This window comes from Escherichia sp. Lx600-2, assembly GCF_036662595.1.
GTDB lineage: Bacteria > Pseudomonadota > Gammaproteobacteria > Enterobacterales > Enterobacteriaceae > Escherichia > Escherichia coli.
Genome location: NZ_JAYQWM010000002.1, coordinates 71,851 through 90,763, shown reverse-complemented (window position 1 = coordinate 90,763; position 18,913 = coordinate 71,851). Strand labels below are relative to the sequence as shown.

Annotated in this window: 19 protein-coding genes and 1 riboswitch; of the genes, 8 read left to right on the top strand and 11 right to left on the bottom strand. The window is 50.0% G+C overall.

The window, feature by feature from the left end:
* Position 1: 1 nt before the first annotated feature.
* Together OQV04_RS01120 and OQV04_RS01115 are read right to left on the bottom strand one after the other, a co-directional pair.
* Complete coding sequence (locus tag OQV04_RS01120; RefSeq protein ID WP_000986441.1) at positions 2–985, bottom strand: FecCD family ABC transporter permease; 984 nt, start codon at positions 983–985, stop codon at positions 2–4.
* Positions 982–1,791, bottom strand: a complete 810-nt coding sequence (locus tag OQV04_RS01115; RefSeq protein ID WP_032222393.1) for an ABC transporter ATP-binding protein — start codon at positions 1,789–1,791, stop codon at positions 982–984. Before OQV04_RS01115 ends, OQV04_RS01120 begins: the two co-directional genes overlap by 4 nt.
* Positions 1,792–2,164: 373 nt before the next feature.
* Between OQV04_RS01115 and OQV04_RS01110 the strand changes: the two genes are divergently transcribed.
* The gene (locus OQV04_RS01110; RefSeq protein ID WP_247806648.1) at positions 2,165–4,306 is read left to right on the top strand and encodes a TonB-dependent siderophore receptor; all 2,142 of its coding nucleotides are present in this window, start codon (positions 2,165–2,167) and stop codon (positions 4,304–4,306) included.
* 63 nt (positions 4,307–4,369) lie between these two features.
* On the opposite strand, the gene parE is transcribed toward OQV04_RS01110, so the two are convergent.
* Genes parE through nudF form a run of 5 tightly spaced genes read right to left on the bottom strand, consistent with a single transcriptional unit; the run spans position 4,370 to position 8,776 of the window.
* Positions 4,370–6,262 (bottom strand): DNA topoisomerase IV subunit B, encoded by a 1,893-nt coding sequence (parE, locus tag OQV04_RS01105; RefSeq protein WP_000195296.1) that lies wholly within the window; start codon positions 6,260–6,262, stop codon positions 4,370–4,372.
* Positions 6,263–6,290: 28 nt separating this feature from the next.
* Positions 6,291–6,872, bottom strand: coding sequence for an esterase YqiA (yqiA, locus tag OQV04_RS01100; RefSeq protein WP_000105733.1), 582 nt, complete (start codon positions 6,870–6,872; stop codon positions 6,291–6,293).
* The gene (gene cpdA, locus OQV04_RS01095) at positions 6,872–7,699 is read right to left on the bottom strand and encodes a 3',5'-cyclic-AMP phosphodiesterase (RefSeq protein ID WP_000444747.1); all 828 of its coding nucleotides are present in this window, start codon (positions 7,697–7,699) and stop codon (positions 6,872–6,874) included. Before cpdA ends, yqiA begins: the two co-directional genes overlap by 1 nt.
* Before the next feature lie 24 nt (positions 7,700–7,723).
* Positions 7,724–8,146, bottom strand: a complete 423-nt coding sequence (locus tag OQV04_RS01090; RefSeq protein WP_000833393.1) for a DUF1249 family protein — start codon at positions 8,144–8,146, stop codon at positions 7,724–7,726.
* Complete coding sequence (gene nudF, locus OQV04_RS01085; RefSeq protein ID WP_000917117.1) at positions 8,147–8,776, bottom strand: ADP-ribose diphosphatase; 630 nt, start codon at positions 8,774–8,776, stop codon at positions 8,147–8,149.
* 204 nt (positions 8,777–8,980) lie between these two features.
* Here nudF and tolC point away from each other — a divergent pair, with 204 nt between their 5' ends.
* From tolC to OQV04_RS01070, 3 genes are all read left to right on the top strand, one after another.
* Positions 8,981–10,462 carry an outer membrane channel protein TolC gene (gene tolC, locus OQV04_RS01080; protein WP_000735278.1) on the top strand — a complete coding sequence of 494 codons (1,482 nt, stop codon included), beginning with the start codon at positions 8,981–8,983 and terminating at the stop codon, positions 10,460–10,462.
* A 147-nt stretch (positions 10,463–10,609) separates the two neighbouring features.
* Entirely contained in the window at positions 10,610–11,281 is a 672-nt protein-coding gene (locus OQV04_RS01075) for a DUF1190 family protein (protein ID WP_000831543.1), read from the top strand.
* A gap of 5 nt (positions 11,282–11,286) precedes the next feature.
* On the top strand, positions 11,287–12,447 hold the full coding sequence (locus tag OQV04_RS01070) for a glutathionylspermidine synthase family protein (RefSeq protein WP_032281612.1): 1,161 nt from the start codon (positions 11,287–11,289) through the stop codon (positions 12,445–12,447).
* 37 nt (positions 12,448–12,484) lie between these two features.
* Here OQV04_RS01070 and ygiD read toward each other — a convergent pair whose 3' ends face one another.
* Complete coding sequence (gene ygiD, locus OQV04_RS01065; RefSeq protein WP_032281613.1) at positions 12,485–13,273, bottom strand: 4,5-DOPA dioxygenase extradiol; 789 nt, start codon at positions 13,271–13,273, stop codon at positions 12,485–12,487.
* A gap of 142 nt (positions 13,274–13,415) precedes the next feature.
* Between ygiD and zupT the strand changes: the two genes are divergently transcribed.
* Positions 13,416–14,189: a zinc transporter ZupT gene (gene zupT / locus OQV04_RS01060; protein ID WP_001295627.1), complete on the top strand. Its 774-nt coding sequence runs from the start codon at positions 13,416–13,418 to the stop codon at positions 14,187–14,189.
* Between the two features lie 57 nt (positions 14,190–14,246).
* On the opposite strand, the gene yqiD is transcribed toward zupT, so the two are convergent.
* Both yqiD and ribB read right to left on the bottom strand, forming a co-directional pair.
* Entirely contained in the window at positions 14,247–14,417 is a 171-nt protein-coding gene (gene yqiD, locus OQV04_RS01055) for a protein YqiD (protein ID WP_000469266.1), read from the bottom strand.
* Positions 14,418–14,678: 261 nt separating this feature from the next.
* Positions 14,679–15,332 (bottom strand): 3,4-dihydroxy-2-butanone-4-phosphate synthase, encoded by a 654-nt coding sequence (gene ribB / locus OQV04_RS01050; protein WP_001076997.1) that lies wholly within the window; start codon positions 15,330–15,332, stop codon positions 14,679–14,681.
* 104 nt (positions 15,333–15,436) lie between these two features.
* A riboswitch (FMN riboswitch) is annotated at positions 15,437–15,585 on the bottom strand.
* A gap of 121 nt (positions 15,586–15,706) precedes the next feature.
* On the opposite strand from ribB, the gene ubiK reads away from it, so the two are divergent.
* On the top strand, positions 15,707–16,006 hold the full coding sequence (gene ubiK, locus OQV04_RS01045) for a ubiquinone biosynthesis accessory factor UbiK (RefSeq protein WP_001298379.1): 300 nt from the start codon (positions 15,707–15,709) through the stop codon (positions 16,004–16,006).
* Between the two features lie 34 nt (positions 16,007–16,040).
* On the opposite strand, the gene glgS is transcribed toward ubiK, so the two are convergent.
* Positions 16,041–16,241 carry a cell surface composition regulator GlgS gene (gene glgS, locus OQV04_RS01040; protein ID WP_001296424.1) on the bottom strand — a complete coding sequence of 67 codons (201 nt, stop codon included), beginning with the start codon at positions 16,239–16,241 and terminating at the stop codon, positions 16,041–16,043.
* Between the two features lie 268 nt (positions 16,242–16,509).
* On the opposite strand from glgS, the gene OQV04_RS01035 reads away from it, so the two are divergent.
* Entirely contained in the window at positions 16,510–17,139 is a 630-nt protein-coding gene (locus OQV04_RS01035; RefSeq protein ID WP_089534765.1) for an OB-fold-containig protein, read from the top strand.
* A 26-nt stretch (positions 17,140–17,165) separates the two neighbouring features.
* Positions 17,166–18,827, top strand: coding sequence for a flotillin family protein (locus OQV04_RS01030; protein WP_032281615.1), 1,662 nt, complete (start codon positions 17,166–17,168; stop codon positions 18,825–18,827).
* Positions 18,828–18,913 lie beyond the last annotated feature (86 nt).

The following is an 18,913-nucleotide window of genomic DNA, read 5'->3' as shown; positions in this document are numbered from 1 at the left end:
ATCATTTGAACATCCTCGTCGCCATAATGACAAAAACAGGCGCACCAACTAACGCCGTCATGACACCGGTCGCTAACTCATGGGGCGTGAAAAGCGTCCGAGCAATAATATCTGCCAGTAATAACAAAAGCGCGCCGACACAAGCTGAAAGAGGGAGCAGAACGCGCAGATCCGCTGATACCAGACGCCTGACAATCTGCGGTACTAGCAGACCGACAAAACCAATGGGGCCAGCAATCGATACGGCTGCGCCACAGAGCAACGCGATCGCAAGCAGAGTGAATGTTCGCGTGCGGAGTACCGAGACGCCCAGCCCCTGCGCCATGCGATCACCCAGTGCCAACATGTTAAGAGAGGGCGCAAGGTAAATGGCTAACACAACCCCCCCCAGAGAAAACCAGGCGGACGTACCCAGCGTAGCCCAATCCTGCCCCGCTAAATCACCTGCTAGCCATGTCCGCATCGCCAGCAGTGTTTGTTCGTCAAGAATCAGGATTGCAGCCGTTATTGAGGACACGAACGCCGATAGCGCCACGCCGCATAAAGTAACTTTCATTGGCGTTAACCCTGAACGCCCTGCGGAGGAAAGCAGCAATATCAACAGGAACAATAACGCGCCGCCCGTAGATGCCAGCAGTGGGCGTCCAACCGGAAAGGCCAGCCCAAGCGCACTGGCAGCAACGACAGCAAGAGCGGCTCCGGCATTTAAGCCTAAAATATGTGGCTCCCCCAATGGGTTACGAATGACAGCCTGCAACAAAGCACCAGCAACTCCAAGAGAAGCACCGGTAAGCAATGCTGCCGCTAAACGCGGCAAACGGAGTCTTACAATTACGTTGTGATCGAAGTTTTGCGGTTCAAAATGAAGAAATGCCTGCAACACCGTTTGTGGTGCAATAAATCGGGCACCAATCCCTGGATATACCACGCATCCCACAAGCAGTAAGGCGAGGAAAATTACAGTAACCAGCCCTGTGCGCATCATACTTTTTCTACACCACGAAACGGCATGAAGAACGGCTTTCCCGTCAGAGTATTTATTGATGCGTGAACATCAACGTCAAAGACAGCTTTTACCAGCTCAGGCGTGCAATGCTCCCCCTCATTCAACACACGCACCACTTTCCCCTGGCGTAAAAATATCAACGTATCACCATAATTGACGGCAAAATTCAGATCATGCAACACCACGACGACTGTACGCCCGTGATGACGCGTTAAATCATGTAATAACTCAAGAATTTCAACCTGATAACGTAAATCAAGCCAGGTTGTGGGTTCATCCAGTAGGATATAAGGCGTCTTTTGCGCCAACACCATCGCAATCCAGCAACGCTGGCGCTGCCCACCAGAGAGTTTTTCAACAGGTAAATGAGCAAACTCCTGCGTACCGGTTAATTTCAGGGCCTCTTCTACCGCCTGCTCGTCGGCGTCGCTCCATTGACGTATGAAATTTTGCCAGGGAAAACGCCCACGCGACACCAGTTCATAAACGGTTAAGCCCTCCGGCAATAATGGCGACTGCGGCAAGATCCCAAGTCTACGGGATAACGCTTTCGTTGGTTGCTCGTGAATCGCTTTACCATCCAGCAATATTGAGCCGCCCATGGGTTGCAAGATACGTGCAATGGTGCTGAGCAACGTCGACTTTCCACAGCCGTTTGCCCCAACCAGAACGGTCATTTTTTCTGTGGGAACGGAGAAAGAAACACCATCAACAATGATTTTCTTGTGATACCCGGCAGAAACATTGTCGAGGATCAGCCCCTGCCCTTTTGCGTTATGTGCCACGTGTACGCCAACTTAATCAAAGACAAACAAAAATAAAACTCATTCTCTTTTGAGAGTTTGACGCCACAAAATGTAGTAGTCAAGAAGTTAAAAGCCATACAAAAACAAGGTAAATAACAGGTGAAATATTTTTAAAGATAAAAATAAAATCATTAAATATTAATAAATTACCATCAATTGAATTGCATTAACCTCTCAAAAAAACACATGTAGCAATTTTTTGTTATTTCTCATTTACTACTACATTACCGCATGGTTGAATGATTCTCAATTACATATCCGATGGTGAAATAACAAACGGATAGTGCTTAGTGAGCAACAAGAAACAATTTTCACTCACGACAATCCGTGAGTTTTTGGGATAACAGACTAAATGGCTAAGTTCACACCTTCATTCTCAGGAATCAAAGGTCGGGCGCTCTTTTCACTGCTCTTTGCAGCACCAATGATTCATGCAACCGACACTGCAACGACCAAAGATGGCGAAACAATCACTGTTACAGCGGATGCAAATACCGCAACTGAGGCGACCGATGGTTATCAACCTCTGAGCACTTCCACGGCGACATTAACCGATATGCCGATGCTGGATATCCCGCAGGTGGTCAATACGGTTAGCGATCAGGTTCTGGAAAATCAGAATGCAACGACGCTGGATGAAGCGCTTTATAACGTCAGTAACGTGGTACAGACCAATACATTAGGCGGAACTCAGGACGCCTTTGTACGTCGTGGGTTTGGTGCTAACCGGGATGGCTCCATCATGACCAACGGTCTGCGAACCGTACTTCCTCGCAGTTTCAACGCCGCCACAGAACGTGTGGAAGTGCTAAAAGGTCCGGCCTCCACGCTGTATGGCATTCTCGATCCTGGTGGATTGATTAACGTCGTGACCAAGCGCCCGGAAAAAACATTCCATGGTTCTGTCTCAGCCACGTCCTCCAGTTTTGGCGGAGGCACTGGGCAACTTGATATCACAGGTCCCATTGAAGGCACTCAGCTGACATACCGCCTGACGGGGGAAGTGCAGGATGAAGATTACTGGCGAAACTTCGGTAAAGAGCGCAGTACATTTGTTGCCCCGTCACTCACCTGGTTTGGTGATAATGCAACAGTAACCATGCTCTATTCCCATCGGGACTATAAAACTCCGTTCGATCGTGGAACGATTTTCGACCTTACGACGAAACAGCCCGTAAACGTTGATCGAAAAATACGTTTTGACGAACCGTTTAATATTACAGATGGTCAGTCCGATCTGGCGCAACTCAACGCAGAATATCATCTCAATAGCCAGTGGACAGCGCGCTTTGATTACAGCTACAGCCAGGATAAATACAGCGACAATCAGGCTCGCGTTACCGCGTATGATGCAACGACAGGAACGCTGACACGGCGTGTTGATGCAACTCAGGGATCTACCCAGCGTATGCATTCTACTCGTGCGGATCTGCAAGGGAATGTTGATATTGCTGGGTTCTATAATGAGATTCTGGGTGGGGTGTCATATGAATATTATGATCTTCTGCGCACAGATATGATTCGCTGTAAAAACGCTAAAGATTTCAATATCTACAACCCCGTTTATGGCAATACCAGCAAATGCACAACGGTTTCGGCGTCGGACAGTGATCAGACGATCAAACAGGAGAGCTACTCAGCTTATGCACAGGATGCGCTCTATCTGACCGATAACTGGATTGCCGTCGCCGGGATCCGCTATCAGTATTACACGCAGTATGCGGGTAAAGGCCGCCCTTTTAATGTCAATACTGACAGCCGCGATGAACAATGGACCCCCAAACTGGGGTTAGTCTACAAACTGACGCCATCGGTATCCTTATTTGCTAATTATTCGCAAACATTTATGCCGCAATCGTCAATTGCCAGCTACATCGGAGATCTTCCACCGGAATCATCTAATGCTTACGAAGTCGGGGCAAAATTCGAGTTGTTCGATGGTATAACCGCAGATATTGCGCTGTTTGATATCCATAAACGTAACGTGTTGTATACCGAAAGTATTGGTGATGAAACCATCGCCAAAACGGCAGGCCGCGTTCGTTCAAGAGGGGTAGAAGTCGACCTTGCGGGAGCATTAACTGAAAACATTAATATCATTGCCAGCTACGGCTATACCGATGCTAAGGTTCTGGAAGATCCTGATTATGCAGGGAAACCATTGCCGAATGTTCCTCGTCATACCGGTTCGCTATTCCTGACCTATGACATTCATAACATGCCAGGCAATAACACACTGACGTTTGGCGGTGGTGGACATGGCGTAAGCCGTCGTTCGGCAACCAATGGGGCTGACTATTATCTGCCAGGCTATTTCGTTGTCGATGCCTTCGCCGCATACAAAATGAAATTGCAGTATCCGGTCACACTGCAATTAAACGTCAAAAACCTGTTTGATAAAACGTATTACACCTCATCCATCGCCACAAATAATCTGGGGAATCAGATTGGCGATCCGCGTGAAGTGCAATTCACGGTGAAAATGGAATTTTGATCAAAAAAGCCCGGCATACACTTGTATACCGGGCTATGTTTTATTCTTCTGGCGGGAGGATTATCAGACCTCAATCTCCGCCATGTCGCCTTTCTCTTGCAACCAGTTGCGGCGATCTTCCGAGCGTTTCTTCGCCAGCAGCATATCCATCATCGCGTCAGTACGCTGATCGTCTTCATCATCGATAGTCAGCTGCACCAGACGGCGAGTGTTCGGATCAAGCGTGGTTTCGCGCAATTGCATCGGGTTCATTTCCCCCAGACCTTTAAAACGCTGGACGTTCGGCTTGCCTTTCTTGCGTTTTAATTGCTCAAGTACGCCCTCTTTCTCTTCTTCCGTCAGCGCGTAATAAACCTCTTTCCCGAGATCAATACGGTAGAGCGGTGGCAGTGCGACGTAAACGTGACCGTGTTTCACCAACGCGCGGAAGTGTTTTACAAACAAAGCGCAGAGCAGCGTGGCAATGTGCAGACCATCGGAGTCAGCATCCGCCAGGATACAGATCTTGCCGTAACGAAGCTGGCTCAAATCGTCGCTGTCTGGATCGATACCGATCGCTACCGAAATATCATGCACTTCCTGCGAGGCCAGCACTTCGTCGGAAGAAACTTCCCAGGTGTTAAGGATCTTACCTTTCAGCGGCATGATCGCCTGATATTCACGATCGCGCGCCTGCTTGGCAGATCCGCCTGCGGAGTCACCTTCCACGAGGAACAGTTCGGTACGGTTAAGGTCCTGCGCGGTACAATCAGCCAGTTTGCCAGGCAGCGCCGGGCCGCTGGTCAACTTTTTACGCACCACTTTTTTAGCCGCACGCATACGACGCTGGGCGCTGGAAATCGCCATCTCTGCCAGCAACTCCGCCGCCTGAACGTTCTGGTTCAGCCACAGGATAAAGGCATCTTTCACCACGCCAGAAACGAATGCCGCGCACTGACGCGAAGAGAGACGCTCTTTGGTCTGCCCGGCAAACTGCGGATCCTGCATTTTTACTGACAGCACATAGGCGCAGCGATCCCAGATATCTTCCGCCGACAACTTTACACCGCGCGGCAGAATGTTGCGGTATTCACAGAACTCACGCATCGCGTCCAACAGGCCCTGACGCAGACCGTTAACGTGCGTACCGCCCTGCATCGTTGGGATAAGGTTGACGTAGCTTTCGGTCAGCAGTTCACCGCCTTCCGGCAGCCACAGTAGCGCCCAGTCCACAGCTTCAGTATCACCAGCGAAATTACCGATAAACGGTTTTTCTGGCAGCGTCGGTAAACCGTTTACCGCTTCCGCCAGGTAATCATTCAGACCGTCCTGATAGCACCAGCGCTGTTCGGTGTTGTTGATCTCATCTTTAAAGGTAATCTCAACGCCAGGGCACAGTACTGCTTTGGCCTTCAGCACATGCGTCAGGCGTGAAACAGAAAAACGCGGGCTGTCAAAGAAGGTTTCATCCGGCCAGAAGTGCACGCTGGTACCAGTATTGCGTTTACCGCAAGTGCCGACAACCTGTAAATCCTGCACCTTTTCGCCATTTTCAAAGGCGATGTTATAAACCTGACCATCGCGGCGCACGTTAACTTCTACGCGCTTCGACAGGGCGTTAACCACCGAAATCCCCACGCCATGCAGGCCGCCAGAGAACTGGTAATTTTTGTTAGAGAATTTACCGCCTGCATGCAGACGGCAAAGAATCAGTTCAACCGCCGGTACACCCTCTTCCGGGTGAATATCCACCGGCATCCCGCGCCCATCGTCAATAACTTCTAACGACTGGTCAGCATGTAAGATTACATCCACGCGTTTTGCGTGACCCGCCAGTGCTTCATCGACACTGTTATCAATAACTTCTTGCCCCAAATGGTTAGGGCGAGTGGTATCGGTATACATCCCCGGACGGCGGCGAACCGGCTCAAGCCCGGTGAGTACCTCAATGGCATCAGCGTTATAAGTTTGCGTCATGGTTTAAGTTAGCAATTCGAGTTGATCGTCAGAGATGGTGCAGACCAAGAAAATCGACGATCGGGTTGAAATAATCTTCGAAGCCCGTGAATGCGTGGTTGCCGCCTTCTATGACAGTCTGGCGGCAGGAAGCGTAGTACGCCACCGCCTGGCGGTAATCCAGCACTTCATCTCCCGTCTGTTGCAGCAGCCAGATCAAATCCGGCGCTTCCAGCGGGTCAATCTGCATGACTTTGAGATCGTAAATATGGCGTGACTCTAGCACATATTGCTGCCCGGTGTAGGGGTTCTCGTTCTGACCGAGATAGTCCGTCAGCAGTTCAAATGGGCGCACCGCCGGGTTTACCACCACTGCGGGCAGCATAAAACATTGTGACAACCAGGTGGCGTAATATCCCCCCAGTGACGAACCGACAATACCCAGCGAATCGCCGCCATGTTCCAGGACAATGGATTCCAGCAGCTCTGCCGCGTCGGAAGGATACGGCGGCAACTGCGGAATGATCATCTCAACGTCAGGGTGATGTTCCGCCAGCCAGTTTTTTAACAAGCTCGCTTTTGCAGAGCGCGGCGAGCTGTTGAAACCGTGTAAATAAAGAAGCGTAGACATCAGTAGCCTTCTGAAGCGGTATCAGGTTGGAAACGTGTGTCCGCCAGGCGATGCACCTCGGTGGTCAGCGTGCCATCAGCATGTAACTCGAGAGTACGCCAGCCGGGCGCGATAGTATCCAGCGTAAAGTTGGAACAGTGCGGCTTAAACTGCACACAGGTCGACGGCGTTGCCAGCAGGCGGCGACCGTTCCAGTCGAGATCCAGCTCCTGATGAATATGACCGCACAGCAAGTATTTGACGTGCGGAAACTTCGCCAGCACGGTATCCAGTTCGCCCGCGTTACGCAGGCTGTGTTGATCAAGCCAACTACAACCCGCAGGTAGCGGATGATGATGCAGCAGCAGCAACGTATGGCGCTCTGGCGCATCAGCCAGTTTACGTTCCAGCCACTCAAGCTGAAACTCGCTTAGCTCACCGTGCGGCACGCCAAACACCTGGCTATCCAGCAACAGGATTTGCCATTGCTCACCAATAAATACCCGCTTCGCCGGGGAGATACCCGCATCCTGTAACGCGCTGTACATCGCGGGCTGGAAATCGTGGTTGCCCGGCAGCCAGACGCAGGGCGCACGAAAACTTGCGATGCCTTCAGCGAAATGCTGATAGGCCGCAGAGGATTGATCCTGCGCTAAATCACCTGTCGCGACAATCAGGTCGAATTCGTGCTGGTGTGGACGAATCGCCTCCAGCACCGCCTGGTAGCTTTCCCAGGTGTTTACCCCTAACAGGGCTTCGTGCTTTTGTGCAAACAGGTGAGTATCGGTAATTTGTAAAATCCTGACTCTGGCCTCACCAGCCAGAGGAAGGGTTAACAGGCTTTCCAAATGGTGTCCTTAGGTTTCACGACGCTAGTAAACCGGAATCGCCATCGCTCCATGTGCTAAACAGTATCGCAACCAGTCCGCTAAAAACTGGTTAATTTGATGCTTTTCGTCGCGTTGATGCAACTTTTTATTAGGATAATCATACCGCGCTTTGAAGCGAAAAATCTGCTGGCTTGAACACACTTCAGCCACCATCGCGTCATGATACAGACGCACCGTCATTGACGGAAGGCTCCAGTAACTGATCGCGGGCGCAGTCTGTTCTATTGTCACCAGGGTAGTGTATCGGGTCGATTCCACAATCGTCAGCCGATATTGTGCGTTTGCCACCTGATAGCTTACAGTTTCGCCGGGTGCGTCATTGCGCGGTAACAAACGGCGCAATTGTGAAAAGTTCATCTCGCACAGGCGCATCATTTCAGGAAAGTCAGGTGTGTAACGCTTCATTTATGCCCACTCATTTTTTAACGCTTGATGATGCAGCTGCAGCCATTGCAAAGCGATGACCGACGCTGCGTTGTCGATTTTCCCCTCTTCTACCCACTGGTATGCCTGTTCCCGGCTTACCACATGAACGCGAATATCTTCGTTTTCATCAGCCAGACCGTGAATACCGCTTGCGGTCGTGGCGTCCACTTCGCCCACCATAATTGACGAACGCTCACTGGTGCCCCCCGGGCTTGCCAGGAAACTTAACACCGGTTTGGTCCGTTTGACTATCAGCCCCGCCTCTTCAATCGCTTCGCGACGGGCAACATCTTCCACACTTTCACCCTCTTCAATCATCCCGGCAACCATCTCCAGTAGCCAGGGGGTTTCACTGGTGTCGTATGCGGCAATCCGAATCTGCTCAATCAGCACAACTTCATCACGCACTGGGTCAAAGGGTAGCAAGACTGCGGCGTGACCGCGCTCAAAAATTTCCCGCCGCACCTCATGACTCATTTGCCCGTTGAATAGACGATGACGAAATCTATAAAGATCTAATGAAAAAAAGCCGCGATAAAGTGTTTCTCGTGCAATAATTTCTACATCGTTTTTGCCAAATGTAACGGGCAGGTTGTCTGGCTTAAGCATTGTTAATGTCCTGGCACTAATAGTGAATTAAATGTGAATTTCAGCGACGTTTGACTGCCGTTTGAGCAGTCATGTGTTAAATTGAGGCACATTAACGCCCTATGGCACGTAACGCCAACCTTTTGCGGTAGCGGCTTCTGCTAGAATCCGCAATAATTTTACAGTTTGATCGCGCTAAATACTGCTTCACCACAAGGAATGCAAATGAAGAAATTGCTCCCCATTCTTATCGGCCTGAGCCTTTCTGGGTTCAGTTCGTTGAGCCAGGCCGAGAACCTGATGCAAGTTTATCAGCAAGCACGCCTTAGTAACCCGGAATTGCGTAAGTCTGCCGCCGATCGTGATGCTGCCTTTGAAAAAATTAATGAAGCGCGCAGTCCATTACTGCCACAGCTAGGTTTAGGTGCAGATTACACCTATAGCAACGGCTACCGCGACGCGAACGGCATCAACTCTAACGCGACCAGTGCGTCCCTGCAGTTAACTCAATCCATTTTTGATATGTCGAAATGGCGTGCGTTAACGCTGCAGGAAAAAGCAGCAGGGATTCAGGACGTCACATATCAGACCGATCAGCAAACCTTGATCCTCAACACCGCGACCGCTTATTTCAACGTGTTGAATGCTATTGACGTTCTTTCCTATACACAGGCGCAAAAAGAAGCGATCTACCGTCAATTAGATCAAACCACCCAACGTTTTAACGTGGGCCTGGTAGCGATCACCGACGTGCAGAACGCCCGCGCGCAGTACGATACCGTGCTGGCGAACGAAGTGACCGCACGTAATAACCTTGATAACGCGGTAGAGCAGCTGCGCCAGATCACCGGTAACTACTATCCGGAACTGGCGGCGCTGAATGTCGAAAACTTTAAAACCGACAAACCACAGCCGGTTAACGCGCTGCTGAAAGAAGCCGAAAAACGCAACCTGTCGCTGTTACAGGCACGCTTGAGCCAGGACCTGGCGCGCGAGCAAATTCGCCAGGCGCAGGATGGTCACTTACCGACTCTGGATTTAACGGCTTCTACCGGGATTTCTGACACCTCTTATAGCGGTTCGAAAACCCGTGGTGCCGCTGGTACCCAGTATGACGATAGCAATATGGGCCAGAACAAAGTTGGCCTGAGCTTCTCGCTGCCGATTTATCAGGGCGGAATGGTTAACTCGCAGGTGAAACAGGCCCAGTACAACTTTGTTGGTGCCAGCGAGCAACTGGAAAGCGCGCATCGTAGCGTCGTGCAAACCGTACGTTCCTCCTTCAACAACATTAATGCTTCTATCAGTAGCATTAACGCCTACAAACAAGCCGTAGTTTCCGCTCAAAGCTCATTAGACGCGATGGAAGCGGGCTACTCGGTCGGTACGCGTACCATTGTTGATGTGTTGGATGCGACCACCACGCTGTACAACGCCAAGCAAGAGCTGGCGAATGCGCGTTATAACTACCTGATTAATCAGCTGAATATTAAGTCAGCCCTGGGTACGTTGAACGAGCAGGATCTGCTGGCACTGAACAATGCGCTGAGCAAACCGGTTTCCACTAATCCGGAAAACGTTGCCCCGCAAACGCCGGAACAGAATGCTATTGCTGATGGTTATGCGCCTGATAGCCCGGCACCCGTCGTTCAGCAAACATCCGCACGCACTACCACCAGTAACGGTCATAACCCTTTCCGTAACTGATGACGACGACGGGGCTTCGGCCCCGTCTGAACGTAAGGCAACGTAAAGATACGGGTTATCTGCCGCATTCTTCCCCCTTCTCGCTTCAATTTCGACCAGCCATCCTCTATTCTGATGGGTATTTACCACTGGTCCCGGAAGACAAAAATGAAACGGACAAAATCCATACGCCACGCATCGTTCCGCAAAAACTGGAGCGCACGCCATCTGACACCAGTCGCTCTCGCGGTTGCCACTGTTTTTATGCTGGCTGGCTGTGAAAAGAGTGATGAAACAGTGTCTCTCTATCAAAATGCTGACGACTGTTCAGCTGCAAACCCAGGCAAAAGCGCCGAATGTACCACCGCGTACAACAATGCGCTGAAAGAAGCCGAACGTACTGCGCCGAAATACGCCACCCGTGAAGACTGTGTTGCTGAATTTGGTGAAGGTCAGTGCCAGCAGGCACCAGCCCAGGCTGGCATGGCACCAGAAAACCAGGCGCAGGCTCAGCAATCCAGCGGGAGTTTCTGGATGCCGCTGATGGCCGGTTACATGATGGGTCGTCTGATGGGCGGCGGTGCGGGATTTGCACAGCAGCCGCTGTTCTCCTCGAAAAACCCAGCCAGTCCGGCTTACGGTAAATATACCGACGCGACGGGTAAAAACTATGGCGCAGCCCAGCCAGGCCGCACCATGACCGTACCGAAGACGGCAATGGCACCAAAACCGGCGACCACCACTACCGTTACCCGTGGCGGTTTTGGTGAATCTGTTGCCAAACAAAGCACTATGCAGCGTAGCGCAACCGGTACCTCTTCTCGTTCAATGGGTGGCTGATACCGATGGAAAGAGTCAGTATTACCGAGCGCCCGGACTGGCGTGAGAAAGCCCACGAATACGGTTTCAATTTTCACACCATGTACGGCGAGCCGTACTGGTGTGAAGATGCTTACTACAAGTTGACCCTCGCCCAGGTTGAAAAGCTGGAAGAAGTCACCGCCGAACTGCACCAGATGTGCCTGAAAGTGGTGGAAAAAGTGATCGCCAGCGATGAGCTGATGACCAAATTCCGCATACCAAAACACACCTGGAGTTTTGTGCGCCAGTCATGGCTGACGCACCAGCCATCGCTTTATTCGCGTCTTGATCTGGCGTGGGATGGCACTGGCGAACCTAAACTTCTGGAAAATAACGCCGATACGCCAACGTCACTATACGAGGCGGCGTTCTTTCAGTGGATCTGGCTGGAAGATCAGCTTAACGCCGGTAACTTGCCGGAGGTCAGCGACCAGTTTAACAGTCTGCAAGAAAAACTGATCGATCGCTTCGTTGAGCTGCGTGAACAGTATGGCTTCCAGTTGCTGCATCTCACCTGCTGTCGCGACACGGTGGAAGATCGCGGAACCATTCAGTATTTGCAGGACTGCGCGACGGAAGCTGAAATCGCTACCGAGTTCCTCTACATTGACGATATCGGGTTAGGTGAAAAAGGTCAGTTCACGGATTTACAGGATCAGGTAATTTCCAACCTGTTCAAGCTGTATCCGTGGGAATTTATGTTGCGTGAGATGTTTTCCACCAAGCTGGAGGATGCAGGCGTACGCTGGCTGGAACCGGCGTGGAAGAGCATTATCTCCAACAAGGCACTTCTACCGCTACTGTGGGAGATGTTCCCGAATCACCCGAACCTGCTGCCCGCTTATTTTGCGGAAGATGATCATCCGCAAATGGAAAAATATGTGGTTAAACCGATCTTCTCCCGTGAAGGCGCAAACGTGTCGATCATTGAGAACGGCAAAACCATTGAAGCAGCGGAAGGTCCGTATGGCGAAGAAGGGATGATTGTTCAGCAATTCCACCCGTTACCGAAATTCGGCGACAGCTATATGCTGATTGGTAGCTGGCTGGTGAACGATCAACCCGCCGGAATTGGCATTCGTGAAGACCGTGCATTGATCACCCAGGATATGTCTCGGTTTTATCCACATATTTTTGTTGAGTAATCAATGATGCCGGATGGCATTCGCCATCCGGTAATTGTTAACCTATCTGCACCGACAGCATACTTAAACTGCCCATTTCTATACCATCGACCGGAATGGTAATTGGCTCCTGCCCATCCCACGCACCTAACACATACAACAACGGCAGATAGTGCTCTGGCGTTGGGTTCGATAACGCGCCACCTTCATGGTCGAGATAATTCACCAGAGGATGCTGCTCTACCGCCCCTTGCCACGTGAGATTCGCTTTCACATACTCATTAAACGACATCGCCCACGGATACGGTGAACTATCACCGTGCCACTTCACTGTACGCAGGTTATGCACCACGTTGCCACTGGCGACCAACATTACCCCTTCATCACGCAGCGCCGCGAGTTTGCGCCCCATTTCGAAATGCCAGGCGGCAGGTTTGCTACTGTCGATACTCAACTGCACCATCGGGATATCCGCGTCAGGATACATCTTAATCAGCACGCCCCAGGAACCGTGGTCAAAGCCCCAGGCTTCTTTATCCAGCGTCACCGGGATCGGCGCTAACAGCTCAACCAGACGCTGTGCCAGCGCAGGCGAACCCGGAGCAGGATAATGCGTATCGTACAGCGCCTGCGGGAAGCCACCAAAGTCATGAATCGTGGGCGGCGTCTCCATCGCGGTCACTCCTGTTCCACGGGTAAACCAGTGAGCCGAAACCACCACAATCGCTTGCGGGCGTGGCAATGTCATCCCCAACTTCTGCCAGCTGCGGGTATACAAATTATCTTCCAGCACGTTCATCGGACTACCGTGACCTAAAAACAATGCTGGCATACGTGTTGAAGACATGATGATATCCTTAACTAAAGGTGTCATTTTGATATCCTCACAATACGCTTGTTCGGCGGAGTAAGAACCCGGATAACAATGATGATGATCATCAGTTATTTTGACGATCTGCCTGAAGGTGAAGATTTATAAGGAGTTGTCGATGTCAGTACCTCTCATTCTGACCATACTGGCGGGGGCAGCCACGTTTATTGGCGCGTTTCTCGGCGTTCTCGGGCAAAAACCCTCGAACCGCTTACTGGCGTTTTCGCTAGGATTTGCGGCGGGGATCATGTTGCTCATCTCATTAATGGAAATGCTTCCTGCCGCACTAGCAGCTGAAGGAATGTCGCCTGTGTTGGGTTATGGAATGTTTATCTTCGGTCTGCTTGGCTATTTTGGCCTGGACCGCATGTTGCCACATGCGCATCCGCAGGATTTAATGCAAAAATCGGTGCAGCCGTTGCCAAAATCGATCAAGCGCACAGCCATTCTGCTCACTCTCGGTATCAGTCTGCATAACTTCCCGGAAGGGATTGCCACCTTTGTCACGGCGAGCAGCAACCTGGAGCTGGGATTTGGCATCGCTCTGGCCGTAGCGTTGCACAATATTCCTGAAGGTCTGGCAGTGGCAGGCCCGGTTTACGCAGCAACGGGGTCTAAACGCACGGCGATTCTGTGGGCGGGGATTTCTGGACTAGCAGAAATTCTTGGTGGCGTGCTGGCGTGGTTAATCCTCGGTAGCATGATTTCCCCGGTGGTCATGGCGGCAATCATGGCGGCGGTTGCAGGAATTATGGTGGCGCTCTCGGTTGATGAATTAATGCCGCTCGCCAAAGAGATTGACCCTAATAATAACCCCAGCTATGGCGTACTATGTGGAATGTCAGTGATGGGATTCAGTTTAGTGCTGCTACAAACGGCGGGAATTGGTTAAAAGCAACATCAGAAGTTGTCCAGCGCAGGGACAACTTCTGCTAGCTTCACTAAAGCCTTATTCTACCTTTTCGGCTGTCTCTTCTCTCGTACTGTTTAAGTATTTGTTCCGCGCTTCAAGCAGTGCGTCTCTGTCCTGGCGAAACGCCCGACAATAACGTTTCAAATGCAGGAAATAACCCACCACAACAAGAGCAATCAATACAATCCAGTACCAGGCGATAAACATCCTTTTACCCTTAATATTTAACAATACTAAACATTTAGCGCATAAATTTCACATATCCTTTTTCGGATATATTCATATGGTCGCATAATAACGGAACAATTATATGATTTTGATCATAATGAAAAAGAATGCCTGATATTAATGAAATTTTCTCATAGAAAGAGAAGCGGAATTAACATCTTGCATAGCAGGGAAAAATAAAAACCGAAGCCTGCTACAACTTCGGTTTCTTGATTAAGGCAGTAATTTAAGCAGCGGTTTTCAGCTGGCTTTACGCTCATGTGCCTGACGGTATGCCACCAGGTCTTCAATAGTCACGAGCGCCATATTGTGTTTATTGGCAAACTCAATACACTCTGGTGCACGCGCCATCGTGCCATCGTCATTAGTCAGCTCACACAGCACACCAGCCGGTTTAAAGCCTGCCAGCGTCATCAGATCAATAGTCGCTTCAGTATGACCGCCACGCGTCAGTACTCCACCTGCCTGCGCGCGAAGTGGGAAAACGTGGCCCGGGCGATTCAGATCAGAAGGTTTTGCGCCATCGGCAATCGCTGCGCGAACGGTCGTAATACGGTCAGCGGCAGAAACACCGGTAGTCACACCTTCAGCCGCTTCAATGGTCACGGTAAAACCGGTGCCATAGGCGCTGGTGTTATTTTCTACCATCATTGGCAGATCGAGTTGTTTACGGCGATCTTCAGTAATGCACAGGCAAACAATACCGCTACCGTGGCGAATGGTCAGCGCCATCTGCTCAACAGTCATGGTTTCTGCCGGGAAGATCATATCACCTTCGTTTTCACGGTCTTCATCATCAAGCACCATTACACCGCGTCCTTCACGCAGCGCAGCCAGTGCATTTTCAACACGTTCGAAAGGCGTACCAAAAGAGGAAAGTAGCGTCTGATTCATGGTAAAAAAAACCTCACTAAAATTATGGTTACCAGAATCAGGGCAGTCTTAGGAGTGGCGGCATATAGCCAAAATAACGTGAGCGGGTCCATGCCCGACAGAATCGTTACTCTCTCCCATCCGGACTCTAACCGTCGGCCCCGGAATTACACCGGATCTGCTGTCCTTTGAGTTCGCACCCAAAGCGCTCGCGGGCTTTCAACTGAGTTGATTTACCGCCGGTGGGGAATTTCGCCCCGCCCTGAGAATAAGCGGATTCACTATAACGCTAATGATTAGCGGCAGCAACGCATAGCTTCACATAATTCTGGTTTATGACTTACCCTTATCGCACTACAATGGCACTCAACACCTATCAGTACAGGGAAACTACAATGATTGACCCGAAAAAAATTGAGCAAATCGCTCGCCAGGTTCACGAATCAATGCCTAAAGGAATCAGGGAGTTCGGGGAAGATGTGGAGAAAAAAATCCGCCAAACCCTACAAGCGCAGCTGACGCGTCTCGATCTGGTGAGCCGCGAAGAATTCGACGTACAGACGCAAGTCCTGTTACGGACTCGTGAAAAACTGGCGTTACTGGAGCAGCGCATCAGTGAACTGGAGGCGCGCAATAATTCGGTAGCAGATCTTCAATCTCCTCCGGCTATCCCGCCTATTGATAAAGCAGAATAAAGCAACACAAAAACGGGCCAGACGGCCCGTAATATCAGTGTTCTAATTCAAGTTCTCTGGTTTGCATCATCTGTTGGCAATACCAGGCATAACGTGCGCAAAACCAGGTTCTATGTTCTTCATCCATGTTACCAGTAACGGCCAGAATATCGACCGGGCGACCTTCTGCGTGCATTCTGGCAAAACTACGCGCCAGGAAATCGAAATTATTTAAAGAATTAAGACTATGATCCATAAGCACATCCTCCAGTTATCGCATACCTTTTAAGGCCATATGCTTTTTCTGATTTCAGTATTCCCCAATCAGTGTAGTGCCTTTAAACATAACGTGCGTAAATATATTGTCCCCGATCACACTTTTTAGTGAAAAATAAAAAACCATATTAAAAAACTTTCTCTTCCAGAACTTCTCTAACATGTGTTATTATTAACAAAGATAAATGTAAGCAAGGAAACTATCCCAAAGTAAATATTGCGTCACTAAATGGACATTGGAGTGACATATGATTTTATTCGCCGACTATAATACCCCTTATCTTTTCGCTATTTCCTTTGTACTGTTGATCGGCCTTTTAGAAATTTTTGCGCTTATCTGCGGTCACATGCTCTCCGGTGCTCTTGATGCACATCTTGACCATTATGATTCCATAACCACAGGTCATATTAGCCAGGCACTTCATTATCTCAATATCGGAAGATTGCCAGCTCTCGTCGTTCTCTGCTTGCTGGCTGGTTTTTTTGGTCTTATTGGCATCCTGTTGCAGCATGCCTGCATCATGGTCTGGCAATCACCACTGTCGAACCTGTTCATGGTTCCTGTCAGTTTACTGTTTACGATTATTGCGGTGCATTATACCGGTAAAATAGTTGCGCCCTGGATTCCACGCGACCATAGTTCAGCTATTACAGAAGAAGAATATATTGGTAGCATGGCATTAATTACCGGTCATCAAGCCACTTCAGGTAATCCCTGCGAAGGAAAACTCACCGATCAATTTGGCCAAATACATTATTTACTACTGGAGCCTGAAGAAGGAAAAATTTTCACTAAAGGAGACAAAGTGTTAATTATTTGCCGACTTTCTGCAACGCGATATTTGGCGGAAAACAATCCCTGGCCCCAAATATTGTAATTTATTAATCAAAAGGAAATTTAATAATGGATGATATTGTTAATTCTGTGCCCTCCTGGATGTTTACCGCGATTATTGCCGTATGCATTCTGTTTATTATTGGAATTATTTTCGCCAGGCTCTATCGTCGCGCTTCGGCAGAGCAAGCTTTTGTTCGTACTGGTTTAGGTGGGCAAAAAGTGGTAATGAGCGGTGGCGCAATCGTGATGCCGATCTTTCATGAAATAATCCCCATCAATATGAATACTCTGAAGCTGGAAGTCAGCCGCTCAACCATTGATAGCCTGATTACGAAAGATCGTATGCGCGTCGATGTAGTAGTCGCTTTCTTTGTGCGGGTAAAACCTTCAGTAGAAGGGATTGCCACCGCTGCCCAGACGCTGGGGCAACGCACCCTGTCGCCTGAAGACTTACGTATGTTGGTTGAAGATAAATTTGTCGATGCCCTCCGTGCAACAGCTGCGCAAATGACCATGCATGAGTTACAGGATACCCGCGAGAACTTCGTGCAGGGAGTACAAAATACCGTAGCTGAAGATCTGTCGAAAAACGGCCTGGAACTGGAAAACGTTTCACTTACCAACTTTAACCAGACCTCGAAAGAACATTTCAATCCGAACAATGCCTTTGACGCCGAAGGTTTAACCAAACTGACTCAGGAGACGGAGCGCCGTCGCCGCGAGCGTAACGAAGTTGAACAGGATGTAGAAGTTGCGGTGCGTGAGAAAAACCGTGATGCACTTTCGCGCAAGTTGGAGATTGAACAACAAGAAGCGTTTATGACGCTTGAGCAGGAGCAGCAGGTTAAAACCCGTACCGCTGAGCAGAATGCGAAAATTGCGGCTTTTGAAGCTGAACGTCGTCGTGAAGCAGAGCAGACGCGAATTCTGGCTGAACGACAGATTCAGGAAACAGAAATCGACCGCGAACAGGCCGTCCGCTCAAGAAAAGTTGAAGCTGAACGTGAAGTTCGCATTAAAGAGATCGAACAGCAGCAGGTCACCGAAATCGCTAACCAGACGAAATCGATCGCTATTGCCGCCAAATCGGAACAACAGTCCCAGGCAGAAGCGCGTGCTAACCTTGCACTCGCAGAAGCAGTAAGCGCCCAACAAAACGTTGAAACCACTCGCCAGACCGCAGAAGCCGATCGTGCTAAACAAGTTGCCCTAATCGCTGCCGCGCAGGATGCAGAAACCAAAGCGGTTGAACTGACCGTGCGGGCAAAAGCAGAAAAAGAAGCCGCAGAGATGCAGGCGGCGGCGATCGTTGAGTTAGCTGAAGCTACGCGTAAAAAAGGTCTGGCGGAAGCAGAAGCGCAACGTGCGCTGAACGATGCTATCAACGTACTTTCTGATGAACAAACCAGCCTTAAATTCAAACTGGCATTATTGCAGGCGCTGCCTGCGGTAATTGAGAAATCCGTTGAGCCGATGAAGTCGATCGATGGTATTAAGATCATACAGGTCGATGGACTGAATCGTGGTGGTACTGCGGGTGATGCGAGCGCAGGTAGCGTTAGTGGAGGAAACCTTGCAGAGCAGGCATTGTCTGCCGCCCTTTCTTACCGCACACAGGCACCGCTGATTGACTCCTTGCTCAATGAAATTGGCGTTTCAGGCGGCTCGCTGGCGGCATTGACTTCACCCTTAACCTCAACAACTCCCGTCGCCGAAAACGTAGAATAAATTTTCAGCTATGAACATCCCTGGCACAAAACGCCGGGGATTTTTTATATCTGCGTTCCGCTAAAAACTGCAAATGATCAGGTTGT